We start from the raw sequence: 14608 nt of genomic DNA, 5'->3' as shown, positions 1-14608 counted from the left end.
CAGCCCGCGATCCAGGCTGCAGGCATTGACGAACGTCAGCCAGGATTGCGCTGCTCGGCCGCTTGCACCGGCGTAAGCGGTGGCTGCTTGCGCCACCGCCCAAGACGGCCTTCGTCGTGACCGGCGGCAAAAAGCTGTTGCATGTACCTTCGATCAAATTCGGATTTCGGGCTCAGTGTGAACTGATCCGGAATCGATGCGTAATAAAGCTGACCGCGGGCGGCCGTCGTCTGAAGCTGCAGGCGCACCAGATCGGAAATCGCCTGATACTTGATCAACGTTTCGATCGAACGGCGGGCGATCCCGAGCGCTGTTTCTTCGGTCGCGGCGTACTCGGGCGTCAATCGCCCGTTGCGGATCAGATAGAGTGTTCGCGAGCGGGCATGACCAAAGTAGCGCTTCTCATATCCCGACAGCTCTATATTGGGAGGGGCGAAGAAGATCTGCGCCACGGTCCCGCCGTCGACATGCAATTCCTGCCTGGCTTGACTGTCCAGCCTTACATCGATCCGAACCGGTGGGAACACCGCAGGTATGGCCGCAGACGCCAACAGGACGTCGATCATGTGCTCTCGACGATCGGCGCGCGCACTGGCCGCGATGGCGGACAGGTCCCAGACAACAGGACGCTGGGCATCAATGTTGGTGGTTTGGATCAGCAGACGCCGGCCGATGCGGTACTGCGCTGCAATTTCCGTGACCATTTCTTCGGTGAGATAGCGACCGATCAATTGCCGCAACGGCCCATTATCGTAGAGACCACGGCCCATCACGCCGAACAGGCCGAGATTTCTATAGATATCGCGGTCACCATACTGCGTGAAAACTTCGCGCAATTCCCGGTCGTGGGACGGCCCAAGGAAAGCAAAGGGAGCCGCCAAAGCGCCCGTGCTGACGCCAGTCACGACCTCGAATTGCGGTCGATTGCCCCTCTCGCTCCAGCCCGTCAGATATCCGGCGGCAAACGCGCCGTCGGCGCCTCCGCCCGAAATGGCAAGAAAGTCGACATGATTGACGGCGGTGCGCGGGCGACGCCCTGAGCGAACCGCATCGTGGGTCTGCTTGTACTGTTGCGCTATGAGCGAACGTAGAGTGGGCGTGACCTCGTCTCCCCAGAAGCGGGCAAGGTCCACGTGTTCGATTTGCACAGCCGAAGCCTGTTCTGCCGGAACCGAGATACGCTCAGGCCCGGTGACACATGCCGTCAGTAGACCGGATGCAAAAAGGAGCGGCATGATTGAGGATCGAAATCCCTGAATGCGCGTAAAAATGGTCGCTGACAACGACATCGCCCTCGGATCCCCCATCCTTTTAATCCACCCTTTGCTTGCGCCGATTTCAGTCGCGTTCGCCGCCCGCATGCAGGCTTGCCGGATATAGTCGGCGGCGTATCGTTACGGTGATCGCCAGCAACATTGCGATCAATTCCAAAGCGTGGGAGGCGAACGTGCTGCTTGCGAGCACGAGCGCCGCCATGATCAAGAGAAGCCAGTGCATCGAGCCATGTTTGGACGCCCGGTCGCGGACCAGCCAGAGGGCGGTCAGGTACATCGCGATCGGTATGCAAAAGGCGAGAGCGGCAAGCTGTTGCGAAACGGTCCCATCGCGGGCGACGCTAAGAAACACCGTAAAGCCGGCGGCCGTCGCCGCCCCAGCCGCGAAAAGCAGACAATGTCCGTAGGCCCAGGTCAGAACGATGCCAGGTTTGCGGCTGAGCAGCTGTTCGTTGCGGTCAAAGTATAGTCCCCACATCGAAAACGCGATGATGGAGCACAGGACCGCCCACCAGAAATGCCTTAGTTCCGGCGTCGCGGGATCCGAGATAATCAAGGCGATGGCGGCAAAACATTCGCCAAGGACGATGATATTGAACGAGTTGTAGCGATCGATGATGTGACCATGATGCCAGTTGCTGGCGGTCCCGCGCTCGGCCAGCAGCGGTACGGCCAGTTCGCCAGCGGCGCCGAGCGCAAAGAGCGGAAAGTAAAGCGGCGCTTCAGGGGAAACTGTGACGATCAGGGTGTTCCAGTAAACCTGCATGCCGCCGATCCCGGCCGCGTAGCGCAGGGCCGCCGGGCGGGCATGCCGATCCCCGTTCGCCGCGCCGAGCCACAGGGCGATCATGCCCAGTCGCATGATGCTGAAACCGATGAGGACGAGCCAATGCGGCTCATCGCCGAGGCCGCTTCGGATCCCTCCGGCAAGGGTAAGCGATCCGAACATGATGACCATCGTCACCACACGGAAGGCGGCCGACTTGTTGTCATAGCCCGAGGCGAACCATGTGTAGTTCGCCCAGGCCAGCCAGGCCATGAAAAAGCTGCAGGCGAAGCGGACGACGCCGGGCGCGAATTCGCCGGCTTCGATGTCCTGTGCCAGTCCATGGGCGGCGGCGGCCACCGCCACGACGGTGGCAAGATCGAACATCAGTTCAAGGGAGGTCGAGCCGCGGTTGACCTCGTTACGATCGCGCGGGGGCAGGCTGAAAGCGGCTATCGCGGACAAGGCTGGCCTCCCTTCGAGATCACGCTTGGAGGCGGCAAAACGACAGCGGCCATCGTTCAGCCCGGCTTCTTCGTGTTTTGCGGTGAATAGAAAAGGCCGACCACGAGCAGCAAGAGAGCCGGGAAGAGCATTCCCGCAACGCCCACCGTGACTTGCGCAAACGCGCCGGCAGCACACCCCATCACAAAGCCGAACACCAGAATGATCGATGTCAGCGACTGCCCCCACTCTTCCGGCTTCTCGGTATAGCCGATGACGCGACGGGCCGCAGCGACTGCGAGGCCGGCGATGTTGCCCGTCATGAGCGAAAACGGTGGGCCGAGCCTTGGGTCGAGACGCTCGATCGCCGTCAGCATCCCCATAGCGACGACGGCGAGAAGGGCGCATGCGGATACTAGCCCGGCATCGAAGATCGCAAGAAGGGCGGCCGTTGCAAACGCGGCCGCGGCGATGATGAGCGTCCAGAATGTCGCGCGCTCGAGAGGCTTGATCCAGGCGACGAGGATGGCGGCCAGGCCCGCGCCCACCATGAAGAGCGGGAAGGTCATGATCTGAAGATCGCGCAGGCCGCCTTTTTCGTGACCGACCAGTCCGAGTCCGAGGAGCACGACGTTGCCGGTAACCAACCCGACGAAAAGGCCACCCAAGTGAATGAAGAAGAGTGCGTCAGCGAACCCGGAAATGAACGCCAGTGCCAGTGAATTGCTTTTCCCGCGAAGTATGTTCAGCATCGTATGCCGCTACCCCCTATTGCTTGAGTCCTGGCGACATTCTCGATTGCAGCGATAACGAAACCGTCGACGCTGGTGTCACCTGGCATGGCGTGAAGCGAGCTCTGATCCCGCGGTGCGCCGATGAAAACGAGTCTTGACAGGACGATGCGGGTCCCCTGGTCCGTCTTGGCGACAAACCAGGGGACCCAGTGATGCTCACTTCGCCGGGTTCGGGCCGATCGTCTTGCCGTGGCTGACGCGTTCGTCGCCCTTGTGAACCATGGTGACGGCGTAGTCGATGCCCATGCCGTAGGCGCCGGAATGCTCCTTCACCAGCGAAGTGACGGCATTGTAGGTTTCCTTGCGCGCCCAGTCGCGCTGCCATTCGAGCAGGACCTGCTGCCAGGTCACCGGGATGACGCCGGCCTGGACCATGCGGTCCATGGCGTATTTGTGCGCATCGGCCGAGGTGCCGCCGGAGGCGTCGGCGACCATGTAGATCTCGTAGTCCGGGACGTCATGGAGAGCGGAGAGCGCGAAGGTGGTGTTGCAGACTTCGGTCCACAGCCCGGAGACGACGATTTTCTTGCGGCCGTTGGCGGCATTCCTGGCGAGCGCGTCGCGGACGTTCTGATCGTCCCAGGAGTTCATCGAGGTGCGTTCGAGAATGTCGTTTTCCGGGAAGACGGCGAGCAGTTCGGGATAGGTGTGGCCGGAGAAGGACCCGGTCTCGACGGTGGTGATCGTGGTTGGAATGCTGAAGACCTTTGCGGCCTTGGCGAGACCGACGACGTTGTTCTTCAGGACCTGCCGATCGATCGACTGAACGCCGAAGGCCATCTGCGGCTGCTGGTCGATGAAGATCAGCTGGCTGTTTGCGGGGGTCAGGACTTCGAGTTTGCTGGACATGGATTTTCTCCTCTTAAAGCTGGTTGGCAAGCGGGGCGTCGGTGCCCGGTCTTGGCCGGTCTGGGGTGAACTGGTTTGGTGACAACAGGTGTAGCCGACCGGGTTGTGCCGCTGAAGTGCAATAATCATTTCGATTGAATTGCGATATTGGCAATAATCGAGATAGGCGACGCCACTCCAAGGTCTTTCGCATCTCCTTGTGACGGTCACACGGATGGCGTGGTTTTCGCCGCCCAGATGCCGGCCCGGTCACCACCACACCGCGAAATCGACTTCCGAATAAAGCTCCCGACAACGCACCGGAAGCGGGCCGGATGGCTCTGGCACTTTGTTTCTAGAGCACCTTCCGCTTCCAGTATTCCGCTTGAAAGCGGGACTCTAGTCCCTCATCGGGTCTGCGGCCATTCGAGATTGCCGAAGGTGGTCCGGGATACTCCCTTGTAATAGGCGCCCGCCTTCGGCGGTGGCTGGTTCACAACCACCTTCGCCCAGGAGGGTCGCTTGTTATCCTTTGCGGGTGCACCATCGTCGCCGAGTGCGGCCGACGAAGTGATCAGGATGGAGGCTGCCAATGCGGCGGCGCCGACGATCGTTTTCATTTTGCGCCCTTCCGCTATCGTCACACGGCCCAGCAGGAGCAGCCGAGTGCGCCGAAGAAGCCCTTGAGATCGGCGATCGGCAGCTTTGACGTCCAGGCGCCGGCATGGTCGTGTCCATGCACGCCGCAATTGCTGGCGCAGCCGCACGCGGTGATCGCCGTGCGGCGGAGCGAGTTCTTGCCGGCGCCATCGGGCTCGCCCCAGGCGGCATAACCGCCGAAGCTGCGCACCGGCGACCAGTCGGGCATCGCCGGCGGCACCGGGTTCTCGTCGTGGGAAGCGAAGTCGCCGGCCGCATAGACGACCTTGCCGCCGACAACAGTCAGCTCCGAGGTCAGGAACGAGATCTCGTCCTCGGCGCAGGCGAAGTAATCCTTGTTCGGCACGATCAGGTCGGCAAACTGTCCCGTCTCGATCCGGCCCTTCTTGCCTTCTTCGTTCGAGAACCACTGCACCTTCTCGGTCCACATCCTCAGCGCCGTCTCGCGATCGAGGCAGTTGGCGCGCGGATAGAGCTGCAGGCCGCCGATGGTCTTGCCGGTCACCATCCACGACAGCGAGACCCAAGGGTTATAGGAGGCGACGCGGGTGGCATCGGTGCCGGCGGACACGTTGACGCCCTTCTCCAGCATGCGCCTGATCGGCGGCGTCGCTTCGGCCACGCCGTGGCCGTAGCGCTCGACGAAATATTCGCCCTGGTAGGCCATGCGGTGCTGGGTGGCGATGCCGCCGCCAAGCGCGGCGATCCGGTCGATCGAGCGGTCGGAAATCGTCTCGGCATGGTCGAAGAACCAGTTCAGGCCGTCGAGCGGGATATCCTTGTCGACCTTCTCGAAGACGTCGAGCGCGCGGCTGATGGTTTCGTCATAGGTCGCATGCAGCCGCCAGGGCCAGCGGTTCTCGGCCAGCACCCGGACGACCTCTTCGAGTTCGCCCTCCATCTCCGGCGCCATCTCCGGGCGCGGCTGGCGGAAGTCCTCGAAGTCGGCGGCCGAAAACACCAGCATCTCGCCGGCGCCATTGTGGCGGAAGTAGTCGTTGCCCTGCTTGTATTTGACCGATGAGGTCCAGTTCAGAAAGTCTTGCTTCTCTTCCTTCGGCTTCTGGGTGAAGAGATTGTAGGCCAGGCGAACGGTCAGCTGATCGTCGTCCGACAGCTTCTGGATGACGGCGTAGTCGTCCGGATAGTTCTGGAAGCCGCCGCCGGCGTCGATGACGCTGGTGACGCCGAGCCGGTTGAGCTCGCGCATGAAGTGGCGGGTGGAGTTGACCTGGTAGTCGAAGGGCAGCTTCGGTCCCTTGGCCAAGGTCGAATAGAGGATGCCGGCATTGGGCTTGGCCAGGAGCAGCCCGGTCGGGTTGCCGGCGGCATCACGGGTGATCTCGCCGCCCGGCGGGTTGGGCGTGTCCTTGCCATAGCCGACCGCCCTGAGGGCGGCGCCGTTCAAGAGCGCCCGGTCATAGAGATGCAGCAGGAACACCGGCGTATCCGGGGCGACCGCATTGATCTCGTCGATCGTCGGCAGCCGCTTTTCGGCGAACTGGTGTTCGGTAAAGCCGCCGACGACGCGCACCCATTGCGGCGCCGGGGTGATCGCCACCTGTCGCTTCAGCATCGCCATCGCATCGGCGAGCGAACGCACGCCGTCCCAGCGCAGTTCCATGTTGAAGTTGAGGCCGCCGCGCACGACGTGGGTGTGGTTGTCGTTGAGGCCCGGCAGCACGCGCTTGCCCTTGAGGTCGATCACCTGTGTGCCCGATCCGGCCAGCACCATGATCGTCCGCTCGTCGCCGACGGCCAGGAACTTTCCGTCCTTGATGGCAACGGCGCTTGCCGTCGGGTTGGCGCGGTCGAGCGTGGTGACAAGGCCGTTGTGCAGGATCAGGTCGGGCGTCATCGAGGTGTCTCCAGTCTGTTGGGCGTGTGTCGCGGTTGCCCTGCCCAAGGCTAGGGCGGCGGCGGTTGCACCGAGAAAATTGCGCCGTGTAGGCATTATACGGGTTTCCTATCTATGGAGTTGCTGCCCGGCGTCCAATACCTGCGCTTGACGTGGTCGCGGAGCCCAGAAGGAAAATGGCAGGATCGACATGCCGCCGCGCAGCAGATGACGGCGCCAATGTCAGGGGAAAGGAGCGGGTAAAAACCTGCGAAGGGGGGCGCCAAGCTGCCGGCAAGGTCACTCGATCAACGAACTGGCTGTCGAGTGGGCGGACGGCGCTAAGATAGGTGAGATCAGAAGGCTGCGGGACGGCGGCGTGGCTGCCAGGATCATCGGCTTCTCCCAGATCAGTTGCCGGTTGCGGGACTGTTTCTCCAATATTGCGTTTATTCCACTGCAGTTTCTTGTCGGGAATGTCTGCCTTTTGAAGATTCTCACGTTTAAGCAGCGAAATCTAACTCTGTGGACGTCCGGACGTTTTTCCCTGAACTTATCGCCGGTTGCGCCGCCAAGGTTGAGCCGGGGGCGGAGGCTTGTTCGTCGTGTTTATCTTACAAGGCGTCCGTTCCATGCAGCCAACGGTCGCTCCCGTTTGGCCGATTCAGGTGCGCCGGTCACGCCGGAAACGAGCGGGCGTGATGCCCGCTATCAGGGAAAAGCTTCTGGTCAGATGGCTTTGGTCGGCGAAGCCACAGCGAATGGCGATTTCGGCGATTGGCATATCCTGGAGCAGCAATTCCTTGGCGCGGGCGATGCGGTATTCGGTGAGCCAGCGTAGTGGTGTGCGGCCGAAGCTCGCCTTGAAGGCTTGTATAAAGTAGCTCCGAGACAGCTCGCAGCTTTTTGCGAGCACCATCATCGATAGGTTTCCGTCGAGCTGCGCGGCCAGGTACTCCAGCGCGCGCTTTTCCTGCCAGGGAGCCAGCGTGCCCTTGCGCTCGCCCGGAAAATACAGCCCGCCGTATTTCTGCACGAGATGTGTCATGATGGCGAGCGTGACTTGATCGATGAATAGCCGACTGGCCTGTTTTGGCCGCTCCAGCGCGGGCAGCAGCGCGTGGGCGAGGCCGAGAATGACGGTGTCGACTGTACCAGGAGGGCATTCGAAGCCCATGAGGTCGGGCCGCCCGATTTCGGTGGCGAAGTCGCGCACATGCCGAAAGGGAATCCGGAAGCGCACGTTGTCGAAGGGCGATAGATGATGGCAGCGCCATTCCTCGCGCAGGTCCGTGATGGCAAGCGCCCCCTCGGGGTGGCCGCCTTCGAAAATCAGCGACTTACCACGCCAAAGCCGATGTAACCGAAAGTCGCGCAATTGCGTGATAATGCTAAAGGCGTCCTCGCGCACGTTGGCCGGGCTTGGTGCCAAGTCTTCCCGATCGGACTTCAATCGCATTATGGAGATGGGAGACGCATCGACGATCGATCGGCGTATGGCGTCCGGCTCCTGGGTCTTTTCTGGGGCGGACTCCCTGTACATCGTGCACTCCCAACTAACTGGCGAACGAAAGATTGCCCAACTCTCTCGTTGAAGCAATTGGACTAATGGAGGCCTCGTCGCCGCCAAACTGAAGGCGTAACGCCAGTTTCACTGACAAATACCCTCTCAAAATGTCCGAGGTCGTCGAAATCGCACGCATGCGCAATGTCCTCCAGCGAGAGGGCATGGTCGGCAAGGTGTGATTTCGCCCTGCCGATCTGCGCGGCGATTGGCCGTAGCGTGGTTCCGGGTTCTTCCCGCATAAGAGCCCCTTGCGCCTTGCCAACGCTTTCCTCGATCGGCTCGCCATACCGGTGCAGGAGGTGGGCGCAGATGGCGACCGCTACGGGTCGCAGGGGCGCCGGCGCCGTTCCGGTGCCGGCAAAAAATGCAAGCAGCGCGGTACCGAGATTGCGAAGCACTGAATCCGGTTCGCCGCGACGGCAGATCAGGCGTCGTCGTCCGATTTCCGGCGATAGTTCCGCAGTCTCGTTGAAAAGGGCCTTGGGCAGCACAAAGGCGAGCGAGCGCAGCCGACTGTTGAGGCGAATGCCCGCCCCGTCCGCGAGATCCACGAGGCAGATCGTACCGCGCGCGAAGTGGCGAACCTCAGTACAGGAGCCATCCGCCCGAATGTCGGCGTGTTCGGCGTCCTCCAGGTAGAGCATGAGGAAATAGGACTGGGAGGCAGGGAGCCGAACGTCGTTTGCCTCATCGGCCCTGGGTTCGCGGCAAATGCTGGTCACGGAAAAGGTCGCGGCGCGGATTGGAACAGTGCTCAAGCATGGGGCCTCTGGCGTCCCGAAGCAGACGCCTACGCATGCCATGTCTTTGCTATCGAAGTTCAACGACAATCCCTGGGCGATATCTGAGGAATGACCTTGTAAATGCAGGTTCTGCCCCTCGACTGTATTCCAGGCTGTGCCAAGGTGCAACGCGAAGACCCATCGAACTCGCGTTCAACGGGAATTGTCGAGATCACCTCTTCTACGTCCGCAGTTTGCCTGCCAGGAACGAGACGAAGCGTCGGACCTTGACCGCGATATGGCGGTTGGCCGGATAGACCGCCTGCAGCTGTAACGTACTGATATGCCAATCGGGGAGAAGCTGTACCAACCGGCCCTGCCTGAGGTCTTCGCCAACGATAAAGTCGGGCAGGAGGACGATACCGACTCCCAGCAAGGCGGCGTCACGAAGACCAAGGCTGTGATTTAGTTCCAGCCGCGGCACGATCGGAATGCGGAACTCCTCATCGTTCCTCCTGAACGGCCAGATCCGCCCCCACCGCAATTCGGCGAAGTGGAGGCAGAAGTGGTTTGCCAGGTCGTGCGGCGTCTTCGGTGCGCCGTGTTCGGCCAGATAGGCGGGTGACGCGGAAATCACGAGGGACGATGTCGCCAGCTGCCGAGTGATGAGATTGATGTCGACTTCGAGGCGCCCTCGAATTGCAAGGTCGAAGCCATCCTCGACCAGGTTTACGGCCCGATGCGACAGGTCCAGTTCGATGGACACGGCCGGGTTGAGCTTCAGGAACTCCGAAACTGCCGGCACGATCACCAGATGCCCGAGATCGGGCGGCGCCGACACCCGCAATCGTCCGACGGCTTCCTTCTGGAACGAGGTCGCCGTCCGCTCCGCCTCCCTTATCTGCGGAAGGATACCCGAAAGGGCTTCGCGGTAAGCGGCGCCCGCCTCGGTAAGAACGACCTTGCGTGTCGATCTCTGAAAGAGGCGGATGCCGAGGCGATCCTCGAGCTGCCTGACCTGGGCTCCCACCGTCGCGCGCGACATGGCCAGTTCGTCCGCAGCCTTGGTAAAGCTGAGATGGGTGGAAACCGTCAGAAAGGCGGCAATCCCGTCAAGCGGATCGAGCGATTTCATGAGCGCGATTATCCGTTCAATGATGTCAAGTCATCGCTCTTATCATGAGACGAAGCACAAAGTAATCGATGGGTGTCCTCAAGCAGAAGGAGACCCGACATGAAGACATTCACTTACGCGGCGGTATCACCGCCGGGACATGGAATGCCGGCAGCGGCGTTCGGCAAACACGTGATACGGATGATGGCCGACAATACAGGCGGTGCGCTGGGCATGCTCGAGGCCATCGTGCCGCCCGGGGAGGGCCCGCCGCTTCATGTGCACGAGCGCGAGGATGAGTTCTTCCGTGTCCTGTCCGGTTGCTTCGGTTTCTGGTGTGGTAGCGATTATGTCGAGCTCGCCGAGGGAGGCTGCATCGCGCTGCCGCGCGGCGTGCCGCATCGCTTCCGGAACATCGGGGAGACGGAAGGCTGCCTCATGGTCGTCGTGACGCCGGGCGGGTTCGAGAACTTCTTTCCGATCATCGACCTCTGCAAGCCCGAAACGCCCGAGGAGATCGCCTCCATCGCAGCGGATTTCGGCCTGACTTTCCTGCCTGAAGGCAGGCGCAAGGTCGCCTGATCCGGCGGCAGACCGCCCCAAACACAGTGCCGAGAAAACTCGACAACGGTCCATCGAAAGGAGACCGAAGGATGACACACGCGCCTTCACACGAAATCGGAATGAGCCTGACCGCCGGCCAGTTGGACGCCTATCTCGCAAGGATCCGGGTCGACCGGCCAATTTCTCTCGACCTTCAAGGCCTGTCGAAACTTCACCGCGCTCACCTCATGACCTTCACCTGGGAGGCGCTGGATGCCTTCATGGGATGGCCGTGCTCGATCTCCCCGGCATCCGCCTTCGCGAAGATGGTGGAGGGCAGGCGCGGCGGCTGGTGTTACGAGATGAACGGTCTCTTCGGCGCAGCACTTGACGCGCTCGGTTTCCGGGTAACCCGTCTTTGCGGCGCCGTCGACCGCAAAAAACTGGGCAATATCGCCATCGGCAATCATCTGACCCTGCGGGTTAATCTCGACCGCCCCTATCTTGCCGAGGTCGGCGTGGCCGACGCCATCGTCGAACCCGTGCCGATTGCTGTCGGACCGTTCAGCCAGCGCGGTTTCGATTTTTCGATCATGCCGGCGGAGGACGGCTGGTTGCGCTTCAACAACCATGTACACGGCATCGCACACAGCTTCGATTTCCGTGCCGATTACAGCTGCGAGGCCGCCATGGCCGCCACGCATTCGTGGCTGATGCGGGACCCCGGGTCGCCATTCACAAACGCGCTTGCAGTGCTGCGTCATACCGCGGACGGTTATGTCGCCCTACAGAATGATCGCTTGCGCACGGTCACGCCGGGCAGCGTTCGCGAACATCGCATCACAAGCGCGGACCATCTCGCGGACACGTTTGAGACCGTTTTCGACCTTGAGATTCCCAGGCCCGAGCGGATCTGGGACAAGGTCCAGGCGATTGGCCGCGACAAGGCGGCCTGAAGGCGCGGCACCAATATTCTGGGGTTCGAAGAAACGTCTATCCTTCGCGCAGTCTAGCGAACATTGCCGCGCATTCGCAGGAGCATCGGCACGACCTCGGCAGATCGAGTGGGCTGTTCCATCTCATCGGCGGGCTTGCCGCCGGTGTCCTGGCCGATCGCCGCACTGCCCATACGCTCGACCTCGGACCAAGCCGGCGACGGCGTGATCATTCGGAGTAATTCCGGAGGCAGACCGTCGCCGCGCTGAGCGGCGATGGAATGCAGACCTCGCAGCAATGTCATCATGGCTGGTCCCTCCGTTGTGATTTGAAGGGCCTCTTCAGACCGCGTTGATGTTCCTCAGCGTCGTGGAAGAGCCCCGGAGTGCCGCGCGCGCGTTTTCACGCTGACGGCGGGCGGCGGCCATTTGCAGTTACATTGGGCTTGCCAACGAACGATACGGCTGCCGCTCGGGCACACGCGCTCCGAAAATTGCTTTCAAATCGAAATTAGCAGTTCCTCGGAACGAGACGCTGACGATCAGTATTTCGATTTGAAAGCAAGGACCGGAGAGTGGCGCAACGCATCAGCTTCTAAACTCGTTTCACAACGAGTGAAGAAGGTAAGACGATGCGTGAAACTATTCGATTTGCATGGGGCGCCAGTTCCCTTGGCGACTTTGTTGTCGCCATGTCGAACAAGGGGATTGTGGCGCTTGAATTCAGCTCGATGCGCACCGCGATGGAGGATGCGTTGAGTATCCGCTTTCCCGAACCCGAGCTTGAACGCGCCCAGCAGGAACTTGCCGACGTGATCGAAACCGTGGCCGGCGCGATCGACGATCGGGCCAAGGTTTACGATCTGCCACTCGATCTGCGCGGGACGTTGTATGAGGTCCAGGTCTGGCTCATGTTGCGGGAAATTCCTGCTGGCCGGACCACGAATTATGGGGCGCTCGCAGCCAAGCTCGGTTCGCGTGATCCGCGGGACGCAACAGCTGCGATCGCCAACAACCCGATCGCCGTGATCGTGCCGTGCCATCGCGTCATCAAGAAGGATGGCTCGATTTCCGGTTATCGATGGGGTGTCCGCCGCAAGCGTGCTCTGCTGGCACGCGAGCAGCGCGCCACGGAGGAATGAGATGTCGGATGCTCGTTCCGCAGTCTCGCCGTGCGGGCATATCGCCGAGCCGCTGCAGGTCATCAGGCTGTCGATCGATTCCGTAGATGCCGCCCGTCGGCAATTCCCAGGCTACAGGTTGACGCGGCTGGTGGGGGCGCGGCTTGAGCTGGATGAAAAAGACGTCGAAAGGCTCTGTGACCTGCTCGGGGTCGATCTCCTGCGACCCGTGGAGGGCGCGTCGAAGCCGTTCGATCATCATTTGCGCCATGTGATCGCTCTCTACGAGCTTAGCGCTCTGTTTCGCAATGACGGGCACGCGCCCTACCATCATGCGATCCGGCCGACCGGCTACGACTATCACCGAGACGAGGTGGATCCGCACGGCATGGAGCTATGGCAGGCCGACTATCGCGCGATGCCGGATGTCAGGCAAATGATGGCCGCTTCGATCCTATGGCTCTATCGGGCAGGGAAAGACACTGTCTGGCTGCGGCGGGTGCCTTGCATCTGGCACGCTCTCGGCTCTACGCGCTTTATCCTGGGTGGTAGTTGCGGCAGTCCGCTCGGGCTGCAGGCCAGGGGCGCCGGAAGGCCAGCCGGCGCTGAGAAACCGCGGCGCCGGCATCGCGCGCTCATCGGGCGTCGTGAAAAATGATCCCAACGGTGTGGCGCATGCCGGATCGGACGCGGCTGACACCGTGGCGCAGGTTCACGCGGTAGTTTCCCTTCGTCCCCTGGACCGGACGATTGTGGACGGCGAAAGCGACGGCGTCGCCCTGTCTGAGCGGCACGACCTCGACGCGGCTTTGCATGCGCGGCCGCTGTTCGGTCAGTGCAAACTCGCCACCTGTGAAATCGCGGCCCGGCCCGGAGAGCAGGATCGCCACCTGGATCGGGAATGCGAGGTCGCCGTAAAGGTCCTGGTGAAGGCAGTTGAAGTCGCCGGCAACGTATTGCAGCAGCAGCGGCGTCGGCCGGGTCTGGCCGGCATCGTGGCATTGCTTGAGGAACGCGGCATGCTCGCCTGGAAACCTCTGGTCCAATCCCATCCGTTCGTTCCACACGTTGGCGACACCGGCAAGGCGCGGGTAGAGCGCCGTGCGGATACCGCCGATGAGATCGGGCAGCGGATATTTGAAATAGCGATACTCGCCCCTTCCGAAGCCGTGCCGCGCCATGATGATATGGCTGCGGAAATGGCTTTCGTCGGCGTAGAGCGACGCGACGCTGCTGCATTCCTCGGGCGTGAGAAGCTGGGGAAGGACAGCGCAGCCGAAGCCGTCGAGCTCGCCGGCGAGCGCCTTCCAATCATAGGCAGCAATCCGTGCCGCCGCGGACGCATCCGCAGAGGCCGGTACCATGTTGATCGCAGTCTTGTTCATAGCGTGGCTTCCTTCTCTATGAGGGTGCGTTTGCGCTCAAGGCCCCAGCGATAGCCGGCGAGGTCGCCGTCGGTGCGCACGACCCGGTGGCACGGAATGGCGAGCGCAATGGGGTTGGCGGCGCAGGCGCCGGCGACAGCGCGCGGGTTCGCGAACGGGCCAATCCACCTGGCGAGTTCCATGTAGCTCACCGTCCGGCCGACGGCGATGGCCTTCAGCTTTTCCCAGACGCGGCGCTGAAACGGCGTGCCGCGCATGTCGAGCGTCAGCTGAAGGCCGCCGGATGGCTTGGCGATGTAGCGCAGGACTTTCGCAACGTCGTTCTTCACCACGGCCTCGCTCGCCACGAGCGTGGACTTCGGGAAGCGATTGGCAAGGTCCGCCGTCAACTCTTCGGCGCTGTCGCCGAGCAGGATCGAGCATACGCCCTTGGCGCTGCGCGCGACCAGCACCTTGCTGAGTTCGCAATCGGCGACTGCGTAGGAGAGAACACCGGCGGTCGTCGAAGGGGAATGCTGCAGTGATTGCGGCCGCAGCGCGTCAGTCTTGATCATGAGGTTCATCGTCGTAGCTCCTTGTTCTGTCCTCACGATCGAGACTACGTTTTTGGTCGCGCCG

The 14608-nt window shown here is 61.8% G+C and carries 16 protein-coding genes; 4 read left to right on the top strand and 12 right to left on the bottom strand.

The features are described from left to right. Positions 1-35: 35 nt before the first annotated feature. The 9 genes from ACN9MO_RS24305 to ACN9MO_RS24265 form a co-directional block, all read right to left on the bottom strand. Complete coding sequence (locus ACN9MO_RS24305) at positions 36-1289, bottom strand: patatin-like phospholipase family protein (protein ID WP_162261309.1); 1254 nt, start codon at positions 1287-1289, stop codon at positions 36-38. Positions 1290-1338: 49 nt separating this feature from the next. Beyond that, positions 1339-2505 carry a low temperature requirement protein A gene (locus ACN9MO_RS24300; protein ID WP_057252205.1) on the bottom strand — a complete coding sequence of 389 codons (1167 nt, stop codon included), beginning with the start codon at positions 2503-2505 and terminating at the stop codon, positions 1339-1341. A 56-nt stretch (positions 2506-2561) separates the two neighbouring features. Continuing rightward, positions 2562-3236 (bottom strand): DUF1275 family protein, encoded by a 675-nt coding sequence (locus ACN9MO_RS24295; protein WP_057252206.1) that lies wholly within the window; start codon positions 3234-3236, stop codon positions 2562-2564. Positions 3237-3434: 198 nt separating this feature from the next. Further along, on the bottom strand, positions 3435-4127 hold the full coding sequence (locus ACN9MO_RS24290) for a hydrolase (protein ID WP_425988092.1): 693 nt from the start codon (positions 4125-4127) through the stop codon (positions 3435-3437). 386 nt (positions 4128-4513) lie between these two features. Next, positions 4514-4726, bottom strand: coding sequence for a hypothetical protein (locus ACN9MO_RS24285; RefSeq protein ID WP_057252207.1), 213 nt, complete (start codon positions 4724-4726; stop codon positions 4514-4516). Positions 4727-4746: 20 nt separating this feature from the next. Beyond that, on the bottom strand, positions 4747-6720 hold the full coding sequence (locus tag ACN9MO_RS24280; protein ID WP_425988089.1) for an amidohydrolase: 1974 nt from the start codon (positions 6718-6720) through the stop codon (positions 4747-4749). A 547-nt stretch (positions 6721-7267) separates the two neighbouring features. Then, positions 7268-8146, bottom strand: a complete 879-nt coding sequence (locus ACN9MO_RS24275; RefSeq protein ID WP_057249267.1) for an AraC family transcriptional regulator — start codon at positions 8144-8146, stop codon at positions 7268-7270. 62 nt (positions 8147-8208) lie between these two features. Beyond that, positions 8209-8994 (bottom strand): helix-turn-helix domain-containing protein, encoded by a 786-nt coding sequence (locus tag ACN9MO_RS24270; protein ID WP_156414605.1) that lies wholly within the window; start codon positions 8992-8994, stop codon positions 8209-8211. A 139-nt stretch (positions 8995-9133) separates the two neighbouring features. Next, entirely contained in the window at positions 9134-10027 is an 894-nt protein-coding gene (locus ACN9MO_RS24265) for a LysR family transcriptional regulator (RefSeq protein ID WP_057249265.1), read from the bottom strand. 99 nt (positions 10028-10126) lie between these two features. On the opposite strand from ACN9MO_RS24265, the gene ACN9MO_RS24260 reads away from it, so the two are divergent. Beyond that, positions 10127-10588, top strand: coding sequence for a cupin domain-containing protein (locus tag ACN9MO_RS24260; protein ID WP_057249264.1), 462 nt, complete (start codon positions 10127-10129; stop codon positions 10586-10588). 101 nt (positions 10589-10689) lie between these two features. Continuing rightward, entirely contained in the window at positions 10690-11505 is an 816-nt protein-coding gene (locus ACN9MO_RS24255) for an arylamine N-acetyltransferase family protein (protein ID WP_244495564.1), read from the top strand. Between the two features lie 53 nt (positions 11506-11558). Here the strand turns inward: ACN9MO_RS24255 and ACN9MO_RS24250 are convergent, their stop codons facing one another. After that, complete coding sequence (locus tag ACN9MO_RS24250) at positions 11559-11792, bottom strand: hypothetical protein (protein WP_057249262.1); 234 nt, start codon at positions 11790-11792, stop codon at positions 11559-11561. Between the two features lie 324 nt (positions 11793-12116). Between ACN9MO_RS24250 and ACN9MO_RS24245 the strand changes: the two genes are divergently transcribed. Both ACN9MO_RS24245 and ACN9MO_RS24240 read left to right on the top strand, forming a co-directional pair. Next, a complete protein-coding gene (locus ACN9MO_RS24245) occupies positions 12117-12626 on the top strand; it encodes a methylated-DNA--[protein]-cysteine S-methyltransferase (RefSeq protein WP_113132691.1) in 510 nt (169 codons plus the stop codon). Between the two features lies 1 nt (position 12627). Continuing rightward, positions 12628-13263 (top strand): hypothetical protein, encoded by a 636-nt coding sequence (locus ACN9MO_RS24240; protein ID WP_057249260.1) that lies wholly within the window; start codon positions 12628-12630, stop codon positions 13261-13263. Here ACN9MO_RS24240 and ACN9MO_RS24235 read toward each other — a convergent pair. Both ACN9MO_RS24235 and ACN9MO_RS24230 read right to left on the bottom strand, forming a co-directional pair. Next, positions 13241-13990: a 2OG-Fe(II) oxygenase gene (locus ACN9MO_RS24235; protein WP_057249259.1), complete on the bottom strand. Its 750-nt coding sequence runs from the start codon at positions 13988-13990 to the stop codon at positions 13241-13243. The genes ACN9MO_RS24240 and ACN9MO_RS24235 overlap by 23 nt on opposite strands. Next, positions 13987-14553: a methylated-DNA--[protein]-cysteine S-methyltransferase gene (locus tag ACN9MO_RS24230; protein ID WP_057249258.1), complete on the bottom strand. Its 567-nt coding sequence runs from the start codon at positions 14551-14553 to the stop codon at positions 13987-13989. Before ACN9MO_RS24230 ends, ACN9MO_RS24235 begins: the two co-directional genes overlap by 4 nt. Between the last annotated feature and the right edge of the window lie 55 nt (positions 14554-14608).

The sequence above is a fragment of the Ensifer sp. R-19 genome, assembly GCF_049905105.1.
Lineage (GTDB): Bacteria > Pseudomonadota > Alphaproteobacteria > Rhizobiales > Rhizobiaceae > Ensifer.
The sequence above is the reverse complement of the archived record's forward strand: the minus strand, read 5'-3'. Positions and strand labels throughout refer to the sequence as shown.

Coding starts and splice junctions, on each gene's coding strand:
- ACN9MO_RS24305 (WP_162261309.1), bottom strand. CDS start 1,289: ATGTCGTTGTCAGCGACCATTTTTACGCGCATTCAGGGATTTCGATCC.
- ACN9MO_RS24295 (WP_057252206.1), bottom strand. CDS start 3,236: ATGCTGAACATACTTCGCGGGAAAAGCAATTCACTGGCACTGGCGTTC.
- ACN9MO_RS24290 (WP_425988092.1), bottom strand. CDS start 4,127: ATGTCCAGCAAACTCGAAGTCCTGACCCCCGCAAACAGCCAGCTGATC.
- ACN9MO_RS24285 (WP_057252207.1), bottom strand. CDS start 4,726: ATGAAAACGATCGTCGGCGCCGCCGCATTGGCAGCCTCCATCCTGATC.
- ACN9MO_RS24280 (WP_425988089.1), bottom strand. CDS start 6,720: ATGCCTACACGGCGCAATTTTCTCGGTGCAACCGCCGCCGCCCTAGCC.
- ACN9MO_RS24275 (WP_057249267.1), bottom strand. CDS start 8,146: ATGTACAGGGAGTCCGCCCCAGAAAAGACCCAGGAGCCGGACGCCATA.
- ACN9MO_RS24265 (WP_057249265.1), bottom strand. CDS start 10,027: ATGAAATCGCTCGATCCGCTTGACGGGATTGCCGCCTTTCTGACGGTT.
- ACN9MO_RS24260 (WP_057249264.1), top strand. CDS start 10,127: ATGAAGACATTCACTTACGCGGCGGTATCACCGCCGGGACATGGAATG.
- ACN9MO_RS24255 (WP_244495564.1), top strand. CDS start 10,690: ATGAGCCTGACCGCCGGCCAGTTGGACGCCTATCTCGCAAGGATCCGG.
- ACN9MO_RS24250 (WP_057249262.1), bottom strand. CDS start 11,792: ATGATGACATTGCTGCGAGGTCTGCATTCCATCGCCGCTCAGCGCGGC.
- ACN9MO_RS24245 (WP_113132691.1), top strand. CDS start 12,117: ATGCGTGAAACTATTCGATTTGCATGGGGCGCCAGTTCCCTTGGCGAC.
- ACN9MO_RS24240 (WP_057249260.1), top strand. CDS start 12,628: ATGTCGGATGCTCGTTCCGCAGTCTCGCCGTGCGGGCATATCGCCGAG.
- ACN9MO_RS24235 (WP_057249259.1), bottom strand. CDS start 13,990: ATGAACAAGACTGCGATCAACATGGTACCGGCCTCTGCGGATGCGTCC.
- ACN9MO_RS24230 (WP_057249258.1), bottom strand. CDS start 14,553: ATGAACCTCATGATCAAGACTGACGCGCTGCGGCCGCAATCACTGCAG.